General features: G+C 72.0%; 17 protein-coding genes. 5 read left to right on the top strand and 12 right to left on the bottom strand.

Annotation, left to right across the window (positions count from 1 at the left end; genetic code table 11):
- Nucleotides 1-14: 14 nt before the first annotated feature.
- Nucleotides 15-1178 (bottom strand): cellulose-binding domain-containing protein, encoded by a 1164-nt coding sequence (locus ACFWV3_RS25640; protein WP_382414417.1) that lies wholly within the window; start codon nt 1176-1178, stop codon nt 15-17.
- Nucleotides 1179-1440: 262 nt separating this feature from the next.
- Here ACFWV3_RS25640 and ACFWV3_RS25635 point away from each other — a divergent pair, with 262 nt between their 5' ends.
- From ACFWV3_RS25635 to ACFWV3_RS25620, 4 genes are all read left to right on the top strand, one after another.
- Nucleotides 1441-2124 carry a response regulator transcription factor gene (locus tag ACFWV3_RS25635; protein WP_382414415.1) on the top strand — a complete coding sequence of 228 codons (684 nt, stop codon included), beginning with the start codon at nt 1441-1443 and terminating at the stop codon, nt 2122-2124.
- On the top strand, nt 2121-3506 hold the full coding sequence (locus tag ACFWV3_RS25630) for an ATP-binding protein (RefSeq protein ID WP_382414413.1): 1386 nt from the start codon (nt 2121-2123) through the stop codon (nt 3504-3506). Before ACFWV3_RS25635 ends, ACFWV3_RS25630 begins: the two co-directional genes overlap by 4 nt.
- A gap of 112 nt (nt 3507-3618) precedes the next feature.
- Nucleotides 3619-4821 carry a hypothetical protein gene (locus ACFWV3_RS25625; RefSeq protein ID WP_382414411.1) on the top strand — a complete coding sequence of 401 codons (1203 nt, stop codon included), beginning with the start codon at nt 3619-3621 and terminating at the stop codon, nt 4819-4821.
- The gene (locus ACFWV3_RS25620; protein ID WP_382414409.1) at nt 4818-5771 is read left to right on the top strand and encodes a Rieske 2Fe-2S domain-containing protein; all 954 of its coding nucleotides are present in this window, start codon (nt 4818-4820) and stop codon (nt 5769-5771) included. The genes ACFWV3_RS25625 and ACFWV3_RS25620 overlap by 4 nt, the downstream gene beginning before the upstream one ends.
- Here ACFWV3_RS25620 and ACFWV3_RS25615 read toward each other — a convergent pair.
- The 11 genes from ACFWV3_RS25615 to ACFWV3_RS25565 all read right to left on the bottom strand — a co-directional run bounded on the left by ACFWV3_RS25615 (nt 5737) and on the right by ACFWV3_RS25565 (nt 16104).
- On the bottom strand, nt 5737-6447 hold the full coding sequence (locus tag ACFWV3_RS25615; protein WP_382414407.1) for a response regulator: 711 nt from the start codon (nt 6445-6447) through the stop codon (nt 5737-5739). The genes ACFWV3_RS25620 and ACFWV3_RS25615 overlap by 35 nt on opposite strands.
- Nucleotides 6448-6603: 156 nt before the next feature.
- Complete coding sequence (locus tag ACFWV3_RS25610) at nt 6604-7683, bottom strand: MSMEG_0565 family glycosyltransferase (RefSeq protein ID WP_382414405.1); 1080 nt, start codon at nt 7681-7683, stop codon at nt 6604-6606.
- Nucleotides 7680-8513, bottom strand: coding sequence for a carbon-nitrogen hydrolase family protein (locus ACFWV3_RS25605; protein WP_382414403.1), 834 nt, complete (start codon nt 8511-8513; stop codon nt 7680-7682). Before ACFWV3_RS25605 ends, ACFWV3_RS25610 begins: the two co-directional genes overlap by 4 nt.
- A gap of 4 nt (nt 8514-8517) precedes the next feature.
- Nucleotides 8518-9357: a carbon-nitrogen hydrolase family protein gene (locus ACFWV3_RS25600; RefSeq protein ID WP_382414401.1), complete on the bottom strand. Its 840-nt coding sequence runs from the start codon at nt 9355-9357 to the stop codon at nt 8518-8520.
- The gene (locus tag ACFWV3_RS25595) at nt 9354-10733 is read right to left on the bottom strand and encodes an MSMEG_0567/sll0787 family protein (RefSeq protein WP_382414399.1); all 1380 of its coding nucleotides are present in this window, start codon (nt 10731-10733) and stop codon (nt 9354-9356) included. The genes ACFWV3_RS25600 and ACFWV3_RS25595 overlap by 4 nt, the downstream gene beginning before the upstream one ends.
- Nucleotides 10734-10735: 2 nt before the next feature.
- The gene (locus ACFWV3_RS25590; protein ID WP_382414397.1) at nt 10736-11818 is read right to left on the bottom strand and encodes an MSMEG_0568 family radical SAM protein; all 1083 of its coding nucleotides are present in this window, start codon (nt 11816-11818) and stop codon (nt 10736-10738) included.
- A gap of 88 nt (nt 11819-11906) precedes the next feature.
- Nucleotides 11907-12419: an MSMEG_0572/Sll0783 family nitrogen starvation response protein gene (locus ACFWV3_RS25585; RefSeq protein ID WP_382414395.1), complete on the bottom strand. Its 513-nt coding sequence runs from the start codon at nt 12417-12419 to the stop codon at nt 11907-11909.
- A gap of 68 nt (nt 12420-12487) precedes the next feature.
- Nucleotides 12488-13315 carry an amidohydrolase family protein gene (locus ACFWV3_RS25580; protein ID WP_382414393.1) on the bottom strand — a complete coding sequence of 276 codons (828 nt, stop codon included), beginning with the start codon at nt 13313-13315 and terminating at the stop codon, nt 12488-12490.
- Nucleotides 13316-13336: 21 nt separating this feature from the next.
- Complete coding sequence (locus tag ACFWV3_RS25575) at nt 13337-14668, bottom strand: MSMEG_0569 family flavin-dependent oxidoreductase (protein ID WP_382414391.1); 1332 nt, start codon at nt 14666-14668, stop codon at nt 13337-13339.
- Nucleotides 14665-15018, bottom strand: a complete 354-nt coding sequence (locus ACFWV3_RS25570) for an MSMEG_0570 family nitrogen starvation response protein (protein WP_382414390.1) — start codon at nt 15016-15018, stop codon at nt 14665-14667. Before ACFWV3_RS25570 ends, ACFWV3_RS25575 begins: the two co-directional genes overlap by 4 nt.
- A 159-nt stretch (nt 15019-15177) precedes the next feature.
- Nucleotides 15178-16104, bottom strand: a complete 927-nt coding sequence (locus tag ACFWV3_RS25565; protein ID WP_382414388.1) for a hypothetical protein — start codon at nt 16102-16104, stop codon at nt 15178-15180.
- 164 nt (nt 16105-16268) lie between these two features.
- Here ACFWV3_RS25565 and car point away from each other — a divergent pair, with 164 nt between their 5' ends.
- Nucleotides 16269-19712: a carboxylic acid reductase gene (gene car / locus ACFWV3_RS25560; protein WP_382414386.1), complete on the top strand. Its 3444-nt coding sequence runs from the start codon at nt 16269-16271 to the stop codon at nt 19710-19712.
- The last annotated feature ends 116 nt before the right edge of the window (nt 19713-19828 follow it).

The raw sequence follows: 19828 nt of genomic DNA, 5'->3' as shown, positions 1-19828 counted from the left end.
GTGCCGGCCGGGCCTCAGGAACAGCCGACCCGAGACGTCCCCATCACGATGTCGTCGAACCACAACGTGTCATCGCCGTTCCCATAGCTCTCCCAGCCGAGCCGGAAATCGCTCAAAGCGGGCCGCCATCCGCTGCGGCGCAACCACTGCGAGTCCACGTCCTGCGTCGGAACGCCGTCCACGCGCAGACCGGCGACCTCGGTGCCGTTGACCCAGGTGCGCAGTTCCGCACCGGTGATCCCGAACTCCACGCAGGTCCACTGGTCGACCGCCAGCGGGGTGCTCTGCGCGACCCCGGCGGGGCTCTGCTCCGGCAGCGTCGCGTCGTCGGACTCGCGGTTCCACTGCAGGGCGCGGTTCTGGCCGCCCATCCGCAGGTCCTTGCCGCCGTCGGCGGTGTCCTTCATGGCCGCGAAGGTCACGTGCGCCTCCGGCAGCGCGGTGGTGTGCCGCACGTAGAACCGCGCGTACAGGCCGGATCCGCTCGTTCCCCTGGACGTCGCGAGGAACACGTGGTTGCAGTAGCCGGCGCGGCCGTTGATCCGGACCGACTTGCTCCCGCTGTGTGCGGTCGAGGTGTCGACGGTCGCGGTGCCGGCTCCTTGGCAGTTCGGGAACACGAGCGACCAGTCCCCCGCCGGCGTCGTCCCCGTCTGGTTCTCGAAGCCGTCGCAGAACGCGCCGCTCGGACAACCTGGTGGCACTTGCGGTGTCGTGGTCGTGGTCGTCGTCGTTGTGGTGGTAGTGGTCGTCGTCGGCGGGTTGGTGTCGTTGCAGCGCAAGCCGTTGAGGGTGAAGTCCGCCGGAGCGTCGTTGGTGCCCTGGAAGGACGCCTGGAATCCGAACTGGACGGACGCGCCGGTGGCGATGCCGCGGTTGAACGCCTGGTTCTTCGCGGTCACGACCTTTCCGGACTGCGTGAGGTCGGCGTTCCACCCCGAGGTGACGCGCTGGTCACCGGCGAAGGTCCACGTCAGCGTCCAGCCGTCGACCGGCGCGCCGTTGTTGGTCACCTTGACCTGGGCCACGAAGCCGGTGCTCCACTGGTCGACCTGGTAGCCGACCACGCACGCGGGCGCGTCCACGGCCTGCACGGACACGGGGTTCGCGACGATCGCGGCCGCCACCACGGCTGCCGCCGCGGTCATGATCGAGACAGCGTTCGTTCTCGGACGCATGGGTTCTCCTGTCGTGGCCGACCGATGGCGGCGTACCGGTTGCCGGGTTGCTCTGGTCGTGGGCGACGTGGTGGCGGAGGACGCTGGCGCGGACCACAGAGTTCGCCTTCCGGGAAAGCTAAAACAAGGGCCCATCCGGGTCTGCCCGTCGTCACTCAACGTCAAGTTCGGCGGCACCGACGTGGACCGGCGGGGCTCTAACGCTGCGCTCAGGTTGGTCGGGAACGATGAGCCGCAAAACCGACTGGAGGGCGGGCCGGGCGTGCGGATCATGATCGCGGACGACGAGGCGGCCATCCGCGAGTCGCTGGAGCGGGTGCTTCAGGTCGAGGGGTACGCCACCAGCACCGTGGCCAACGGTCTCGCCGTGCTCGACGGGGTCGGTGACGACGCGCCGGACCTGCTGATCCTCGACGTGATGATGCCCCGGCTCAGCGGGGTGGAGACCTGCCGGCGGTTGCGGGCGGCGGGCAGGGACCTGCCGGTGCTGATGCTGACCGCCCGGGACCAGGTGTCCGACCGGGTCGCCGGGCTGGACGCGGGCGCCGACGACTACCTGCCCAAGCCGTTCGCCACCGAGGAGCTGCTGGCCAGGGTCCGGGCCCTGCTGCGCCGCCGGACGCCGGGCGACGAGGAGTCGCAGGTACTGGCGTTCGCCGACGTCCTGGTCGATCCGGACAGGGTGGAGGCGTGGCGGGGCGGGCGGCCGTTGCGCCTGACCCGGACCGAGTTCTTCCTGCTGGAGGTCCTCGTGCGCAACGCGACGAGGGTGTTGACCAGAGGCGAGCTGTTCGAGGCGATCTGGGGCTTCGACATGAGCATCACCTCGAACAACCTCCAGGTGTACGTGAGCTACCTGCGCCGCAAGATGGAGGCCGGGGGCGAGCCGCGGTTGCTCCACACGCGGCGCGGCCTGGGGTACACGCTGCGGGAGACTCCTCCGTGAGCCGCCTGACCCGGTGGTGGCGCCGGCAGTCCCTGCGGACCAGGCTGACGGTGATCGCGGCGACGGCCATCGCGGCCAGCGTGTTCCTGGCGTTCCAGGTGGCCAGCGAGCTGCTGGACGGGCAGCTGCGGAACTTCGCGGAGGACCAGCTGCGCTCGGACTCCCGCGTCCTCGCGGCGAACGCGGAGCGCGCCGGTCTCGCAGAGGTGCCGCTGCCGCCGTACCCCGGGTCGGGTCTGCTGGTGCGGGTCGTCCTGCCCGACGGCTCGATCCGGACGCCGGACGGCCAGCCCGCGCTGCCCCCGGTCAGCGAGCAAGCTGAGACCGTGGCGCGGGGTGTGTCCGCCGACCTGATGGAATCGGGCGACAGCGACGACGACGGCTACCTCGTCTACACGTCGCGGGCGGGCGGCGGTGCGATCCAGGTGGCCCGCGCCGCCGACGACAGCCCGGTCAACCAGTTCGGGTTCGGCATGCTGCTGATCGGGCTGCTCTGCGTGGCCTGCGGCGCCCTCGTCGGGCGGGCCGTGGCGCGGACCGGGCTGGCACCGATCGACCGGCTGACCGCCGCCGCGGCCCGTGTCGCGCACACCAGGGACCTCGACGCCGACATCCCGGATGAGGGCGGTGGGGAGATCCGGCAGCTGATCCGGTCCATCAACGACATGCTGGCCGCGCTCCGGGACTCCCGGCGGGCCCAGCGGCTGCTCGCCGAGGACGCCGCCCACGAGCTCAAGACCCCGCTCACCAGCCTGCGCCTCAACATAGAGCTGCTGATCCGGCTCGACCGGCGCGGCGCCCTGGACAGCGGGCTGCCGGCGGAGAGCCGCACCCGGCTGCTCACCGACCTCGGCACCCAGGTGGCCGAGCTGAGCACCCTCGCCGCCGAGCTGACCGACCTCGCGCGCGGCGACGTCGGCGACGAGAACACCGAGCCGCTCGACCTCGCGGACGTGGTGGTGGCCGCCGCGGCGCAGGCGTGTTCCCGCATGCCCGACGTCGAGGTCGCGCTCGACGTGACCTCCACGTGGGTGAACGGGCGTCCCGCCGCGCTCCAACGGGCGGTGCTCAACCTCGTCGACAACGCCGGCAAGTGGTCCCCCGCGGACCAGCCGGTCCAGGTCCGGCTCCGCACCGAGGGCGCGTCGGCGGTGCTCGAGGTCGACGACGCCGGGCCGGGCATCGACGACGCCGACGTGCCGCGGGTGTTCGACCGGTTCTACCGCGCCGACAGCGCGCGGGCGTTGCCGGGATCCGGTCTGGGGCTGTCGATCGTGCACCGGGTCGTCGACGCCCACGGCGGCCGGGCCACCGTCGGCCGTTCCGCCCGCGGTGGCGCGCTGCTGCGGGTCGACCTTCCGGCCGTGCCGGGTCTCGACTGAACCCAAGTGTCCTAAGAGGACGAAGCGGACTAGTACCGTCGTACCGCCTCCCTCCGGAAATGACGACCGCGGTAGGACGAAACAGGTCGGACTCGGCCATAGCGTTCAGGCCATGACCAAGACTGATAGTCCACTGTGGAAGCTTGGTGCGGCCACCGTGGCACTGGCGACGGCGTTCGCCGTCGTCGCCTGCGGGTCGCCCACCGGCACCGGTGCGGCACCCGTCCCGCCCGGTCCGCACGACGCGCACGCGGGCCGGCCGCCGGCTCCGACCGAGCCGCTGCGCGCCGGCGAGCGGTTCCTCGACCTGAAGATGGCCGAGTCCTACACCCCCGCGCCGCCGGAGGGTGGCGGCACGGACGAGTACCGGTGCCAGGTGATCGATCCGGGCCTCACGAAGACGGCGTTCCTGACCGGGACCCAGGTCACGCCCGAAAACGTCGCCCTCGCCCACCACGCCATCGTGTACGCGGTGCCACCGGGCGGCGCTGCCGCGGTGCGCGAGCAGGACGCGAAGACCCCCGGCATGGGCTGGCAGTGTTTCGGCGGGACCGGCGTGAAGGGCGCCGAAGTGGAAGAGGGGGAAGCGACGTGGGTGGACACGTGGGCGCCGGGCGCCGCGGAGACGCTGTTCACCGAGGACGTCGGCTTCAAGCTGGAGCCGGGCAGCCTGATCGTCCTCCAGATGCACTACAACCTGCTCGCGAGCGACGGCAAACCGGCCGGGTCGGACCGCTCGGCGGTGCGGCTGCGGCTGACGGACGGCACTCCGCGGACCCGCGAGCTCGACACGTGGCCGCTCGACGCACCGACCGACCTGCCCTGCGCCGCCGACGAGTCGGGTCCGCTCTGTGACAGGGCGGCCTCGATCGCGGACGTGACGAAGCGGTTCGGGCCGGACGTCGGCGGCAGCGCGGACCGGCAGGTGGAGGAGTGCGGCCAGAGCGCGCCGAAGCCCGGCGACACCCAGACCTGCGACCACGAGGTGGAGGCGCCGATGACGCTGTTCGCCGGTTTCGGGCACATGCACCTGCTCGGGCGTTCCATCAAGGTCGAGCTCAACCCCGGCAAGCCGAACGCCGAGGTCGTGCTGGACGTGCCGCAGTTCGACTTCGACAACCAGCGGCTGGTGAAGCTGCCGGCGCCAGTGGACATCGGTCCGGGTGACACGCTCCGGGTGACGTGCACCCACGACGCGGGTCTGCGCAAACGGCTGCCGCAGCTGAGCAAGCTGCCGCCGCGCTACGTGGTGTGGGGCGACGGCACCAGCGACGAGATGTGCACGGGCATCATGACCGTCTCCCCGCGCAGGTGATCCGGCTGCGGCTGGATTCCCCGCTGCGGTCACCGGCCTGGATGTTGTTGCCGCTGCGAGCTTTTCTCGGTGGCACCTTCGTCTACGCCGGTGTCTCCAAGCTCCTCGACCCGCGCTACTTGGACGGCGGCTCGCCGCTCGGTGTCCACGCGCAGATGGTGAACGCCGCCGCGACCTCCCCGATCGGCCCGCTGGTCTCGTTCACCGCCGGCCACGCGACCGTCGCCGGGCCGGCGATCGCTCTCGGGGAGGTCGCGGTCGGGCTCGGCACGCTGCTCGGGCTGTTCACCCGGCTCGCCGCGCTCGGCGGTGTCCTCCTCTCGCTCGGCTTCTTCCTGACGGTGAGCTGGACGACTCGGCCGTACTACGTGGGGGCCGACGTCGTGTTCGCCTTCGCGTGGACGCCGTTGCTGATCGCGGGCGACGCCGGGGTGTGGTCGCTGAGCGCCCGGCTCCGAGCGAAGGTGCGGCACGGACTCGGCCTGCCGCCTCGTCCCACGCCGGAGGAGGACGGGGCGGTGCAGGACGACGTCGAGCGGCGCACCCTGTTGCGGAGCGGTCTGATCGCGGGGGTGGTGACCGCGGCCGGAGTCACCGCGGGCAGCGTGCTGGCGCTCGCCCGGCGCCCTGCCGGCCCGCCCGCGGCACCGGTGGGCCACGGCCCGGTGATCGCTGCCGTCGACGACGTCGCCGTCGGCTCGTCGAAGAGCTTCACGATGCCCGACGGGACGCCCGCCCACCTCCTGCGCCCGGCACCGGACGCGTTCCTGGCGTTCAACGCCACCTGCAGTCATCAGGGCTGCCCGGTGTCGTACGTCGGTCCCGGGTTCCGGTGTCCGTGTCACGGCGCCACGTACGACGAGACCGGGCAGGTGACCGGAGGGCCGGCACCCGCACCGCTGGTCAGGATCCCGGTCAAGGTCGTCGAGGGCCGGGTCGTGCTCGCGTGAGGACCGGCCGGGTGAGCCTGAGGTCGTAGGCGAAGATGACGGCCTGGATCCGGTCCCGTGCGCCGATCTTGGCGAGGACCCGGCCGACGTGCGTCTTCACCGTCGACTCCGACAATGTGAACCGGCGCGCGATCTCGCCGTTGGTGAGGCCGTGGCCGACGGCGACGAGGATCTCGCGTTCACGGCCGGTCAGGGAGTCCAGCCGGGGATCCGCCTGCCCAGGCGGCCACAGGTCGTCGCAGAGGTCGTCGCCGAGCTGGTCGGCGACCGTGTCGAGCAGCCGCCGGGTCAGCGCGGGCGAGATCACCGCGTCCCCGGCGGCCACGGCCCTGATGCCGGCGAGCAGCTCCTCCGGGCGGGTGTCCTCGTGCAGGAACCCGCTCGCCCCGGCCCGCAGCACGGCGAACGCGTGCCGGTCCACGCCGGACGTCGTCAGCACGAGGATCCGCGAACGCCCACCGGCGGCGACGATGCGCCGGGTGGCCTCGATCCCGTCGACGCCCGGCCCGCGGAGGTCCATCAGCACCACGTCGGGACGCAGCTCGGCAGCCCGCCGCACGGCCTCGGCGCCGTTCTCGGCCTCGCCGACGACCTCGGTGTCCGGGGAGCTCTCCAGCAGCACGCGGAACCCGAAGCGGTGCAACGGCTGGGCGTCCACCACGAGCACGGAGATCATGAGCGACTGCCTTTCGGGGTCACGTGGACGGTCCGGCCGCCGTTCGGTGCGGGGGCCGTGGCCGCGTCGCCCATTTCCTATCGAGCGGACCTGAGACGATCGTTAAAACCGTGCTCAGCACCCCCAGGAGGGCCGAGCTCGGCCGCGCGCGGGGTTCTACCCGAGCAGGCCGCGGTAGAGGACCACGTGCCGGGCGGCCGCCCTGTCCCAGCTGTACCCGGCGGCGAGGTCCCGTCCCGCCGCCTGGCGAGAACCGGGGTCGGCGCACGCGGCCCGCAGCTGAGCGGCGAACCCGGCCGGCTCCGTGGCGAACCGGGCGACGGTGCCGAAGACCTCGCGCAGCACGGGCAGATCACGGGTCACCACGGGCACTCCGGCGGCGAGGGCCTCCATCGCGGCCAGGCCGAAGCCCTCTTTGTTGGAGGGGAAGGCGAACACGCTCGCGGCGGCGACGAGGGTCGGCAGTTCGTCGTGGTGGACCGGGCCGAGGACCACGGGCTCGACGCCCAGCTCGGCGGCGCGGGCGTCGAAGCGGGTGCGGTAGTCGCGGTAGTCGAACAGGGTCTCGCCGCCGGCTATCACGAGCCGCATCTCCGGCTCGGACTTCCGCAGCAGCGCGAATGCCTCCAGGAGGTCCAGCGTGCCCTTGCGCGGCTCGATACCGCCCACGGACAGCACGTAGCGGCCCAGTCGCGAACGCCACCGGCTCAGCCCGGGAACGTCTTGCGCCGCCAGCTCGAACCGTTGCGAGTCCACGCCGTTCGGGATGACGTCGGCCCGGATTCCCCAGCCCTGCCGGAGTTCGTCCGCCACGGCCGCGGAGACGCAGACGTGCGCGAACGGCTCCCTGATCGCGCGTTCGTGGCAGGCGATGAGCTCGGGAGTGGTGAAGTGGTCGACGTGGTGGACCGTGCGGACGCACCGCGAGACGGCGTTGGCGCTGATGCAGTCCTGGGCGTGGACGACGTCGTAGCCGGCGGGGTCGAAGGCGGCGCGCAGCGTGTCGATGGACCGCAGGATGCGCGGGCCGACCGCCTCGCCCCGGACGTCGGGGAACGGCACGATCTCCTGCCGCACAGCCGGGTCGACGGGGCGGAAGAAGCCGCTGTCGCCGCCACGGCCGAGCGTCCACACCGTCACGTCCTCGCCGGCCGCCGCCAGTGCTTCGGCGAGGGCGAGGGTGTGCACGACGCCGCCACGGGGTTTGGTCGAGTAGCTCAGCAGCGCGATCTTCACGGCGTTCTCCGGTAGGCGGCCGGGTTGAGCTCGCCGAGGTGGTGCAGCACCCGGCGGGCGGTGGCGATCTCCGCGGCCACGTCGAGCTCCGCGACGGCGATGCCGGCCTTGCTCCACGTGCGGGCGAGGACGTCGCCGCCGGGGCCGACCACCTTGGCCTGCCCCAGGAAGCGCATCCCGCCCAGGGCGCCGGTCTGGTTCGACGAGACGAGCACGACCTGGTTCTCGGCGGCACGGGCCTGGTCGTAGAGGTCGAACAGGCGGGACTGGCGGTCCTGGGCCATCCGCGGCGCGCGGTTGGTGATGCTCGTCGGCCACGCGGACAGGCACGCCACGATCTCGGCACCGTCGAGCGCCAGCGACCGCGCCGACTCCGGGAACGTCTTGTCGTAGTCGATCAGCATGCCCAGCCGGCCGACCGGCGTGTCGAAGGCGGCGAACGTGTCGCCCGGCGAGTAGGCGACGGTCTCCCCCGGCGGCTGGTGCACCTTGCGGTGGTGCCCGAGCACCCCGTCGCCGGTCACGCACACCGCGGCGTTGTACCTGGCGCCGTCGGCCGCCTCGCAGTAGCCGACGCAGACGACCATCTCGGCGGCCAGCGCGGCGATCTGCCCCACCAGCGGGCTGTCGCGTTCGAGGGCGGGCGGCAACGCGTGCGGGTCCGGGTGGCGCAGGTCCGCGAGGTAGCCGCCGAGTGCCGCGTCCGGCAGCACCAGCAGGGAGACTCCCGAAGCACGCGCGTGGTCGATGAGCGTGGTGACGCGTTGCAGGGCGAAGTCGAGGTCCCGCCCGAAATGCGCGGCGACGGCACCTATGCGGATCGCTCCCATCGGGTCAGTATCTCGCTGCCAGCAGGTCCTCGTACGCCTCGGGTCGCCGGTCCCTCAGGTGTCCCATGGACCGCCGGGCCGTCTCCAGTGCCTGCCGCACGTCGAGCTCGGCGACCGCGACGCCCTCGGCCACGCCGGTGTCGGCCACGACCTCGCCGCCGGGGTCGACGACCTTGGCACCGGCCACGAACCGCAGGTCGCCGAACGTGCCGGACTGGTTGGCCGACAGCCACACGATCTGGTTCTCCAGCGCCCGCGCCCGGTCGAACAGGTCGAACCGGCGCTTCCACCGGTCCTGCGCGAGATCGGCGGCGGGGCTCGTCCGGCTGCCGGGCCAGGCCGACACGCACACGACGATCTCCGCGCCGTCCAGGGCGAGCGCCCGCGCCGACTCGGGGAACGCCTTGTCGTAGCAGATCATCATGCCCAGCCGGCCGACCGGCGTGTCGAACGCCGCGAAGCCGTCGCCCGCCCGGTAGGTGGCGTCCTCGGACAACGGCTGGTGCACCTTGCGGTGGTTGCCGAGCACGCCGTCACCGTGGACGCACACCACGCTGTTGTAGCGGAACCCGTCCGCCTCCTCGCAGTACCCGGCGGTGACGACCATGTCGCCCGCGAGCGCGGCGAGCCTGCGGACCTCCGGCCCGTCGAGGGCGAGCGCGGGCGGCCCGTCCGCGTCCCCGTCGAGGTTGGCCAGGTAGCCGCCGAGACACGCCTCGGGCAGCGCGAGGAGCCCGACCCCGTCGGCACGGGCCTGCTCGATCAGCCGCGCGATCCGCGCGAAGCCGGCTTCCAGGTCGCGGTCGAACGGCGCGGCCACCGCGGCCATGCGCAGCGTGCTCATGAGGTCCCCAATCCCGTGACCCCGGCCGCGATGGCCGTGGTCTGTTCGCCGTCGGGCCAGCGCAGCGTCACGCCGCTGCCCGCCACCAGCTCGCCGCAGTCGGCGCTCACCGCAGGGCTCACCAGCGTGGCGCCACCGGGTTCGTCCGCCGTGAGCACCGCGAAGCCGGGGAAGCAGGTGAGCCAGTCCCCCACCGTCGCGCCGGACGGCCGGGGCACGTCGGCGACGGTGAGCACCGCCCCGCACCCGCTGGCCTCGGCAAGCATGCCGAGCGTCCCCGCGACGCCCGCCATGGACACGTCCTTCGCGGCCGCGGGTCCGGCGGCCGCGACCGATCCCAGCATCGCCCGCAGCTCGGGCGTGCGCCGTGAGGTCGTGGAATCCCATTGCCTGCCCGCGTATCCCGGCCGCCAGCCGCCCGCGAGGTCGGCGGTGAGCCGCACCCGGTGTCCCGGTTTCCCGCCACCGCCCGGAACCGGCCGGGCCGTCCGGCCGAGCGCGGTCACCGAGAGGGCGGCGGGCACGCCGAGCTGGGTGTGGCCGCCGAGCACCGGCACGTCGTAGGCCTGGCTCGCGCGCCGCAACCCGGCGAGCACCCGTGCCGCGAACGAGCGGTCGCGCGCTCCCAGCGCGTCCAGCAGGCCCACGGGGTCAGCACCCATAGCGGCGAGGTCGTTGACGTTGACCAGCACCGAGCACCAGCCCGCCCAGTCCGGGTCGCGTTCGACCATCGACGGCAGGATCGCGTCGCACGCCGCGACCAGGTCGCTGCCCGGCACCGGCACGCCGTCGTCGCCGACGAAGCCGGGCACGCCGGTGAGCCCGGCGAGCAACGGCCCGAGATCGCCCTTGGTGATCCGCGCCAGTGCGGCGATCCGGCCGATCGGCCACCGCATCAGCACGTGCGGGGTGCCGGCCACGGTCACCGGTCGCACCGCGGTCCAGCCCAGGCGGGTGAAGAGCGTCTCGGTGCGCGCCTGGACGGTGGCCTCGAACCGGAGCACACCGGCGTTCTCCGCGTACGCGCACGCCGCCTTGATCAGCGCCGCTCCGACCATCCCACGGCTGGCCGGAGCGACCACGAGCCTGCCGCCGAGCCACCAGCCGAGGTCGGCGCCCTGCGTCGCCGGGCCGAGCCGCACCCCGCCCAGGACCTCCCCCGCGCCGTCACGGGCGACCAGCACGACGGTCCGCGGGTCGTCGTCGCGGTCGTCGCGGTCGTGCCCGGTGAACAAGCCTTGCTCGCGGACGAACACCTCCGTCCGCAACGCGTGGTACGCCGCCAGGGTCACCGCGTCATCGGCCTGGTCGACGCGGAACGCGGGCTGGCGCGCGATGGTGGCCCGGTCGCCCAGCACCGCGAGGACGTCGATCATCGTCAGCCTCCCGCCGCGCTCAGCGCACCGCACGCCCCGCAGGCCGCGCAGCCGGCGCCCTGGTCGGCACCCTTCATCCCGGCCCGGCGCAGCACCGCGGCCACCCGCTCGGTGACGTCGCGGACCACGGCGGGCGCGGGTGCCTCGGCGCCGTCGCGGCGGGCGAGCGTGCCCAGCATCGGCCGCATCGGCACCACGAACGGGTACACGCCGCGCTCGACGAGCCGCGCCGCACCCGCCACCAGCTCGTCCGGGTCCTCGCCGAGGCCGATGAGCAGGTACGTCGAGACGCGGTTGCGGCCGAACACCCGGACCGCCTCGTCCCACGCGGCCTCGTACTCGGCGAGCGGCACGGTCGCCTTGCCCGGCATCCACCGCCGCCGCACCTCGTCGTCCAGCGACTCGACGTGGATGCCGACCGAGGTCGCGCCCGCCTCCCGCAGCTCGGTCAGCACGGCGAGATCGGCGGGTGGTTCGATCTGCACCTGGATCGGCAGGCCGGGCACCGCTTCGAGCACCTCGCGCACGCACCGCGCGAGGTGCCGGGCACCGCGGTCGGGGCCGGTCGTGGTGCCGGTGGTCATCACCATCTGCCGCACGCCGTCGAGCCGGACCGCGGCCTCCGCCACCTCGGCCAGCTGCGCCGGGGTCTTCGCCGCGACCGTGGCCCCGGACCGCAGGGACTCCTCGATGGCGCAGAACCGGCAGCGTTGGTCCTCGGCGTACCGGATGCAGGTCTGCACCACCGTCGTGGCGAGCACGTCGCGTCCGTGCAGCAGCGCGATCTTCCGGTACGGCACGCCGTCCGCCGTCGTCAGGTCGTAGAACCTGGGCCGTGCAACGGGTTGGACGGACAGGCCGAGGTCGATCGTTCCCTCGAACACCCGCCCGTCCCGGACGGTGTAAGGACTTTCGGGGTTCAGCGGCAGTGCGGCGTTGGCGCCGTCCACGACCAGGTGGCCGTCGTCGCTCGGGCCGGCGCCCTTGCTGCGCCGCACCGGCGCGTCCGCCCGCACGCCCCGCACGGCCAGGTCGATCCTCGTGGCGAGCTTCTGCGCCGCCTGCTCATCTGTGTCAACGCGCACGGTCACACCCCTGACTCGGCAAGGACATCTGACGGCGGCTGCCATCCGGCAGCCGCCGGTCGGGAGGAACGCGGATGGGCCGGTGTGGCTACCACATGTACGTGGAGTTGATGATCGCGCCCTTGCGGGCGTAGTGGATCAGCGCGTCCTGCACGTCGAGCGGGTGCGTCGGGATGACGCCCTCGATCAGGTCCTCCTCGCGCAGGCCGTGCAGCGACAGGCCGAAGCGGCAGCAGTAGACCTTGCCGCCCTCCTTGATGAAGGTCTTCAGCTGGTCGTTGATGTTGTGCTCGCCGGGGAACGCGGAGTTGCCGGTGGTCGGGAACCCGCGGGTGGCCATGGCGTTCATCGAACCGGGTCCGTAGAAGTAGATCGCGGTCTCGAAGCCCTTCCGCTGCGCGCGGGTGGCCTGCAGGATCGCCACGAAGCTCACCGACGACTCGTGCGCGATGCCGTGGATCAGGGTGAAGTAGGACTGGCCGGGCTCTGCCTGGTAGTCGGGGAAGACCTTGGTACCGCCGTAGAGGCTGGAGCCCTCCGGCAGCGACGGGTGCGGGATCTCCTCGAGGCTCTGCTTCTCGGTCTCGGTCAGCTCGGACACGCGTTCTCCTCGGGGTTGTTCTTCGGGGTTGTTCTTCGGGGTTGGTCGGTGGACGTTCACCACGGGAGCTACCCGTAGAGCTTTTCGAAGGTGCCGCGGAAGACCAGGCCGGCGAGCTCGCCGTCGCCCGTGGCGGCGCGCAGGCGGGCGTACTCGCCCTCGTGGTCTCCCCACGGCTGGTCGCTGGCGAAGAGGATCCGGTCGTGCCCGATCCCGCGCCGGTCGATCTCGCGGGCGAGCCAGCGCGGCGCGAAGCCGATCGCCCACGACAGGTCGGTGTAGACCCGCTTGCCCGCCTCGACCCAGTCGAAGAACCGGTGCGAGACCAGCTTGATGTGACCGCTCATGCCCCCGCCGAAGTGCACGAGGTGCACGGCCACGTCGTCGCCGTACCAGTCGACGAGGTTGCCGACCTGGTCGATGTCCGACGCCGCGCCGGGCGAGGTGTGCACGTGGACGACGAGCCCGTGCGCCCTGGCCACCGCGAAGATCCGGTCGAGGCCGGGGCGGCACGCCGGGTCGTCCGGCCTGCCGCCGAGCAGGAAGCTCAGCTTCAGGGCCCGCACACCGCGTTCTCCCGCCAACGCCAGCGCCTGCTCGGTCCTTCGTGCGTCCCGTTCCAGCGGGGACACCCACAGGCACGCCCGGATCCGGTCGTCGCGGGTCGCCGCCTCGACGCACAACTCGTTGAAGGAGAAGGCGATGTCCGGATCGGGCACGCCGTAGTTGGGCAGTACGAGCGCGCGTTCGGTGCCCTCCGCGTCGAGGTCGGCGATCAGCTCGTCGATCGTGGCCCTGGCGGTGACGTCGGGCCGTACGGGAGGGCCGCCGTAGAAGGGGTACTCGGGCATCACACCGATGTGCCGGTGTGCGTCGTGGACAGGTCGCTCAGGCATGGCACCCACTTCGTCGGTCGCCTAGGCCACGGTGCGGGTGGCCGTCCAGTACTCGTCGCCGGGGAAGGTGGCCTCGGGTGTCCCCGCGATCCACGGCACCCCGTTCGCGATCCCGTTGCGGCGCGCCGAGACGATGTGCGACACCAGGTGCCGGGCGTCGTCCGCCACGCCGCAGAACCGGCCGGAGCCCCAGGTGTGCTGCCACGGCAGGCCGATGAAGTAGAGCCCGGGGCAGCTGGTGACCCCGCGGTCGTGCGTCGGGTACCCCCGCCCGTCGAAGACGGGGACGTCGATCCAGCGGTGGTCGCGGCCGAACCCCGTGCTCCACACCACCGCGGCGATCCCGGACAGGTCCAGTTCGGACGGTTCGGTGTCCGGCGTCCACACCGGCACGTACCTGGCCTCGGCGGGCGCGTCGACGCCGCGGGCGAGGACGTGGGCGTCGATCGAGTCCTTGATGCCCTCGGACACCGCGTCGGCGTGGTCGAGGTTCTTCGCCAGGTCCGGCGCGAACCGCGCGACGCCGTCGCGGATGTCGGTGAGCCTGCCGTAGAGCCGCATGCCGTCACGGGCGAACGCCCGCAGGTCGATGTCGCGGCCGCCGTCACGACCGGTCACGTAGTGGTTCGCCCGCAACCGCACCGCGTCGGCGTCCTCGAACTCGTCGATGCCGCGCCGGTAGTAGCCCATGTCCTCCAGCCACGCCACCACGTCGCGGCCCCGGTAGTTCCGCGCGACCCGCGGCGCGCTGCCGACCGCCAGATGCACCCGCCGGCCCGCGAGGTGCAGGTCCTCGGCGATCTGGCAGCCGGACTGCCCCGTGCCGACGACGAGCACCTCGCCCGGTGGCACCGCGTCGGCGTTGCGGTACTCGGAGGAGTGCAGCTGCACCAGGTCCGCGGGCACCCGCTCGGCGATCCTCGGCCTGAGCGGCACCTGGTAGGGCCCGGTGGCCAGCACGACGTGGTCGGCGGTGAGCTCGCCGTGCGTCGTGGACACCAGGAAACCGCCGCTCTCACGGCGCCTCAGCCGGACCGCCGTCACGCCCTCGGCGAGCGGGCAGTCGAACGACTTCACGTAGTCCTGGAGGTAGCGCACGACCTCGTCGCGGACCATGAACCCGTCGGGATCGCTTCCCCGGTAAGGAAAACCGGGCAGCTGACACTGCCAGTTCGGCGTCACCAGGCAGAACGAGTCCCACCGCCGGTTCCGCCACTCGCCACCGGGACGATCGCGCTCCAGCACGACGTGGTCGATGCCCGCGGCGTCCAGGCAGTGGCTGGTGGACAACCCGGCCTGCCCGCCGCCCACGACGACCACCGTGCGGTGGACCCCGTCCAGGTCGGTGCTCATCGCTCGAACCCCTCGACCACGATCCTGGCCTGCTGGTCGGCGAACTCGGTGGCCTTCAGCTCGATGTCGGCGAGCTGCGCCGCCGCCTGGGCACACCCGTACCCGTAGCGCTCGCGCACCCGTTCCGACGCCTCCGTCAGCGCCTTCCTGCTCAGCGCGACGAATTCCGTCAGAGGATAGGAGCCGCCGGTGCGGAAATAGTCCTCGACGACGGTCGAAGGGGAATAACACCGGTTGACCGAGTCGTCCGGCCAGCGCACGCGGAACACCACTTCAGGCACGGTTGCCTCCCGCAGTCCCGTTGATGACAGGAACAAGTTCAGCCGCGAATCATTTCCGTTCGGTTTCATCCGGAACAGCGAAGGGTTACGCGTCCTGGTCTTTGTTAAGGCCGCCCCGGCAAGCCGATACAGAGAAATGACGCCGACGACACGGGAGTTGACTAAAGGAAATCCACTTTCCCGAAGCTCAGATCTTTTCGAAAACGCGCCGTCTCCCCTGTGCCGGGGTCACGACTGTTCGTGGTCGATCTCCCGCAACGCCACCTCGAGCACTTCGAGATAGGTCACGTCGGCCACCACGGTCTTGCGCTTGCGGCCGAGCACCGTGCGTTCCGCGGGCTCGTCGCGGGTCTGCCACCACTTCGCCCCGTCGGCGGTCGACCGGATGACCAGCGTGCCACTGGGCAGCATCAGCTCGTACTCGTGGACCTTGAAGTGGTCGAGCTCGCCGTCCAGCAAGGCCAGCAGGACGCACGCGCGCCGCAGTGCCGCCTCGTACGCCTCCGAGTCCTGGTCGCTCGGCGGCAGCACGATGACGACGCGCGACGTCATGCCGGCCTGCCGGATCTGCTCGACCTCCCAGACGAAGCCGTCACCGAAGTCCCGGTCCGGCGGCAGGATCAGCACGATGACGTGGGCGCGGCCGATGAGGCGCCGGGCGACGTCCTGCCACACGTCGTCGTCGGCGCGCATCAGGACCGGTCCCGGCGGGGCGAACGTGGTGCGCTGGTCGACGATGCCGTAGGTGTTCATGTCGAGCACCGTGCGCGCGGCGCGGGTGACGAGCTGCTCCATGGTCAGGTTGCGGGTGAAGGGCCCGCTGTCGGTGCGCCGTTTGGCCCCCGTCCTCGGCAGCACGATCTCGGCGTCCCTGCCGAACGGCCGCAGGACGAGGCAGTACTTCTTCCCGGACCGCAGCAACCCGAACACGACCTCCTCGTGCGACGGCGTCCCCGCGGACCGCGGGTACTTGGCCGCGCCCACGACGATCATCACGAGTGCGCTCACCGCCATGCCGAGCACACCGCCCGCGCCGCTGAGCTTCTCCACCCCGCCCAGGGCCAGCAGGGTGATCCCGGCGGTCAGACCGGCGAACAGCACGATCAGCCCGCGCACGCGGGTGAACCGGCGGAGCCGCAGGAACAACGCCCTCACGCCAGTTCCTCGACCGCCGGCGGTAGATCGTTACGGAACACCGCCGGTCCCCTGAAGCCGATGTGCCGCCACGACTTACTCCGAATCGATCTTGACACCGGCCTCCGCGCGGTGATCGTCTGAACCACCTGACCCGTACCCGGCGAACGGACCTGGTGACAGCAGTGAGCGTGGATTCCGCAGGCGTTCCCGATCCGGCGACCACGGAGAGGATCCAGGAACCGGGCCTCGCGCTGGGAACGACGCTGGAGCGGCTGATGACCGCCTACGCCGGCCGTCCCGCGATCGCCGTGCGGCAGGCCGAGGTGGTGACCGACCCGGCGACCGGCCGCCGCACCCGGCGGCTGCTGCCCGCCTTCACCACCCGCAGCTACGCCGAGCTGTGGGCCGACGCGGGCGCGCTCGCGGCGCAGTGGGCGGCACGCGGTGTCGGCGCCGGCGACTTCGTGGCGACGATCGGGTTCACCAGCGCCGAGTACGTGACGGTGGACCTGGCGGCGATCAGGCTCGGCGCGGTGACGGTGCCGCTGCAGCCGACCTCGGCCCTCGCGCAGCTGCACGACATCGTGGCCGAGACCCGTCCCCTGGTCCTCGCCACGAGCGTCGAGCACCTCCCCAGGGCGGCCGCGCTGCTGCACGAGGCAGAGGGGGCGCGGTTCGCCCTGGTCTTCGACCTCAACCCCGACGTCGACGACGAACGCGACGCCGCCGCCGAGTTCGCGGAGGCCATGGCGGGGACGGGCGTCGAGGTCACCACCTTCGCGCAGGTTCTCGGTCAGGGCCGGGCGCGGCCCGTTCTGCCCGTGCACGTGCCGGAGCCGGGAGAGGACCCCCTGGCGTCGCTGATCTACACCTCGGGCAGCACGGGCAGCCCCAAGGGCGCGATCTACACCCAGCAGTCGGTGCGCAAGCTGTGGACCGGCGGCAAACGCCCCGCCGCCGGCTTCCCGGTGGTGACGGTCAGCTACATGCCGATGAGCCACGCGTTCGGCAGGACGATCATCAGCGGCACCCTCGGCAACGGTGGAACGGTCTGCTTCTCCGCCCGCAGCGACCTTTCCACGCTCTTCGAGGACATCGCCCTCGCCAGGCCGACGCAGCTGATGGCCGTGCCGCGCGTCTTCGACATGCTCTTCCACGAGTACCAGGGACTGCTGGCGCAGCGCGCCGGCGCGTTCTCCGACGAACGCGAACTGGACGCCGCGGTCAAGGAAGAACTGCGCACCAGGGTCCTCGGCGGCCGGATCGTCGAAGCGCTGGTCGGCAGCGCGGCGATCTCCGCGGAGATGAAGCGGTTCGCCGAGGAGTGCCTCGGCGGCCCGCTGACGCTGGGCTACGGTGCCACCGAGTTCGGGACGGTCCTGCGCAACGGCAAGCTGCTCCGCCCGCCGGTGGTCGACTTCCGGCTGGTCGACGTCCCCGAGCTCGGCTACTTCCACACGGACCGGCCCCACCCGCGCGGCGAGCTGCTGCTCAAGGCCGAGTCGATGTTCCCCGGCTACTTCAAGCGGCCGGAGGTGACCGCGTCGGTCTTCGACGAGGACGGCTTCTACCGCACCGGCGACATCATGGCGCTGACCGGTCCGGACGAGCTGGTCTACGTCGACCGCCGCAACAACGTGCAGAAGCTGTCGCAGGGCGAGTTCGTCACCCTGTCCAAGCTCGAAGCGGAGTACACGGCGGATCCGCTGATCCGCCAGATCTACGTCTACGGCACCAGTTCCAGGCCGTACCTGCTGGCGGTGATCGTGCCCGCCGACGCCGCGGTGCGGGAGGCGGCGGACGCGGAGGCGTTGCGGCAGAACCTCGCCGAGGCGCTGCGGCGGACCGCGGTGAGGGCCGGGCTCGAACCGTACGAGATCCCGCGCGACTTCCTCGTCGAGACCGAGCCGTTCAGCGCGGAGAACGGACTGCTGTCCGACGTGCGCAAGCTGCTGCTGCCCCGGCTGCGCGAGCGCTACGGCCCGAGGCTGGAGGCCCTCTACGCGGAGCTGGCGCGCGGCGAGACGGACGAGCTGCGCGCGTTGCGGCGAGGCGGACCGGACCAACCGGTCGGCGAGACGGTCGCGAGGGCGGCGCGGGCCATGCTCGGCCACGGCGGCGCGGAACTGGACGGCGAGGCGCGCTTCGGCGAGCTCGGAGGCGACTCGCTGGTCGCCGTCTCGTTCGCCTCGCTGCTCAGCGAGATCTACCGGATCGAGGTCCCGGTCGGCATGCTGCTCGGCCCGTCGGGCACCCTGCGGGAGATCGCCGCGTACGTGGCGGCGCACCGCGCGTCCGGCAGTGCGCGGCCCACCTTCGCCTCGATCCACGGCGCGGACGCGACCGAGATCCGGGCAGACCACCTGACCCTCGACCGTTTCCTCGACGAGGAACTGGTCGCAGCGGCCTCCGCCCTGCCGCGCCCGAGCGGGCCTCCGCGGGTGGTGCTGCTCACCGGAGCGACGGGGTACCTGGGCCGGTTCCTCTGCCTCGACTGGCTCGAACGCCTGTCCCGCACCGGTGGGAAGCTCGTGTGCGTCGTGCGCGGTGTCGACGACAAGGCCGCCCGCGAACGGCTCGACGCCACGTTCGACACCGGTGACGCGGCCCTGCTCGACCTCTACCGCGACCTGGCCGACGGACACCTCGAGGTGCTCGCGGGCGACCTGGCGGAGCCGTCCCTGGGACTCGACGCGCGGACCTGGCACCGGCTCGCCGGCGAGGTCGACGCGATCGTGCACCCCGGAGCCCTCGTCAACCACGTCCTGCCCTACGAGCACCTGTTCGGCCCGAACGTGGTCGGCACCGCCGAGCTGATCCGGCTCGCGCTCACCGAACGGGTCAAGCCGTTCACGAACGTGTCGACAGTGGCGGTGGGAAACCAGGTTCCCGCCGGGGAGTTCACGGAGACCGCCGACGTCCGCACGATGAGTGCGGTGCGCCACCGCAACGACGACTACGCCAACGGCTACTCGCTGAGCAAGTGGGCCGGCGAGGTGCTGCTGCGGGAGGCGCACGAGCGGTGCGGGCTGCCGGTGACGGTGTTCCGGTCGGACATGATCCTCACCCACAGCCGCTTCACCGGTCAGCTGAACGTGCCGGACATGGTCACGCGGCTGGTGCTCAGCCTGGTGGCCACCGGTCTCGCCCCGAAGACCTTCTACCGCAGCGCGGACGGCACACCGCCCAGGGCGCACTACGACGGTCTGCCCGTGGACTTCATCGCCGAGGCCGTGAACGTCCTGGGCACCCGTGACACCGCGGACTACCGCACGTACCACGTGTTCAACCCGCACGACGACGGCATCTCCCTGGACACCTTCGTCGACTGGCTGGCCGAGGCCGGTCATCCCCTCACGCGGGTCGAGGACTACGACGAGTGGTTCCGCCGCTTCGAGTCCGCGCTGCGCGACCTGCCGGACGCGCTCCGCCAGCACTCGCTGCTGCCCCTCCTGCACGCCTACCGCACACCGGCCGAGCCGGCGGACGGCGACGCGGCGCTCTCCCGCCGGTTCCGGGAGGCGGTGCAGGAGGAGAAGGTCGGCGAGTCCGGCGACGTCCCGCACATCACGCGGGAGCTGGTCCTCAAGTACGTCAGCGATCTACGGCAGCTGAGGCTCCTGTAGAGCCGGCTCGTGGACCCGGTTCGAGCCGTCGACCCGGGTCCACGAAGGACCGACCCGGCCGGCACATCCGCGTGAACGCGCACAACAGTTGTCCACCTTGCCGCCGAACCTTGCCC

It is taken from the genome of Lentzea sp. NPDC059081, from assembly GCF_042738015.1.
Taxonomy (GTDB): domain Bacteria; phylum Actinomycetota; class Actinomycetes; order Mycobacteriales; family Pseudonocardiaceae; genus Lentzea.
Note: the sequence above shows the minus strand (reverse complement) of the source record. Positions and strands in the feature narration are given on the sequence as shown.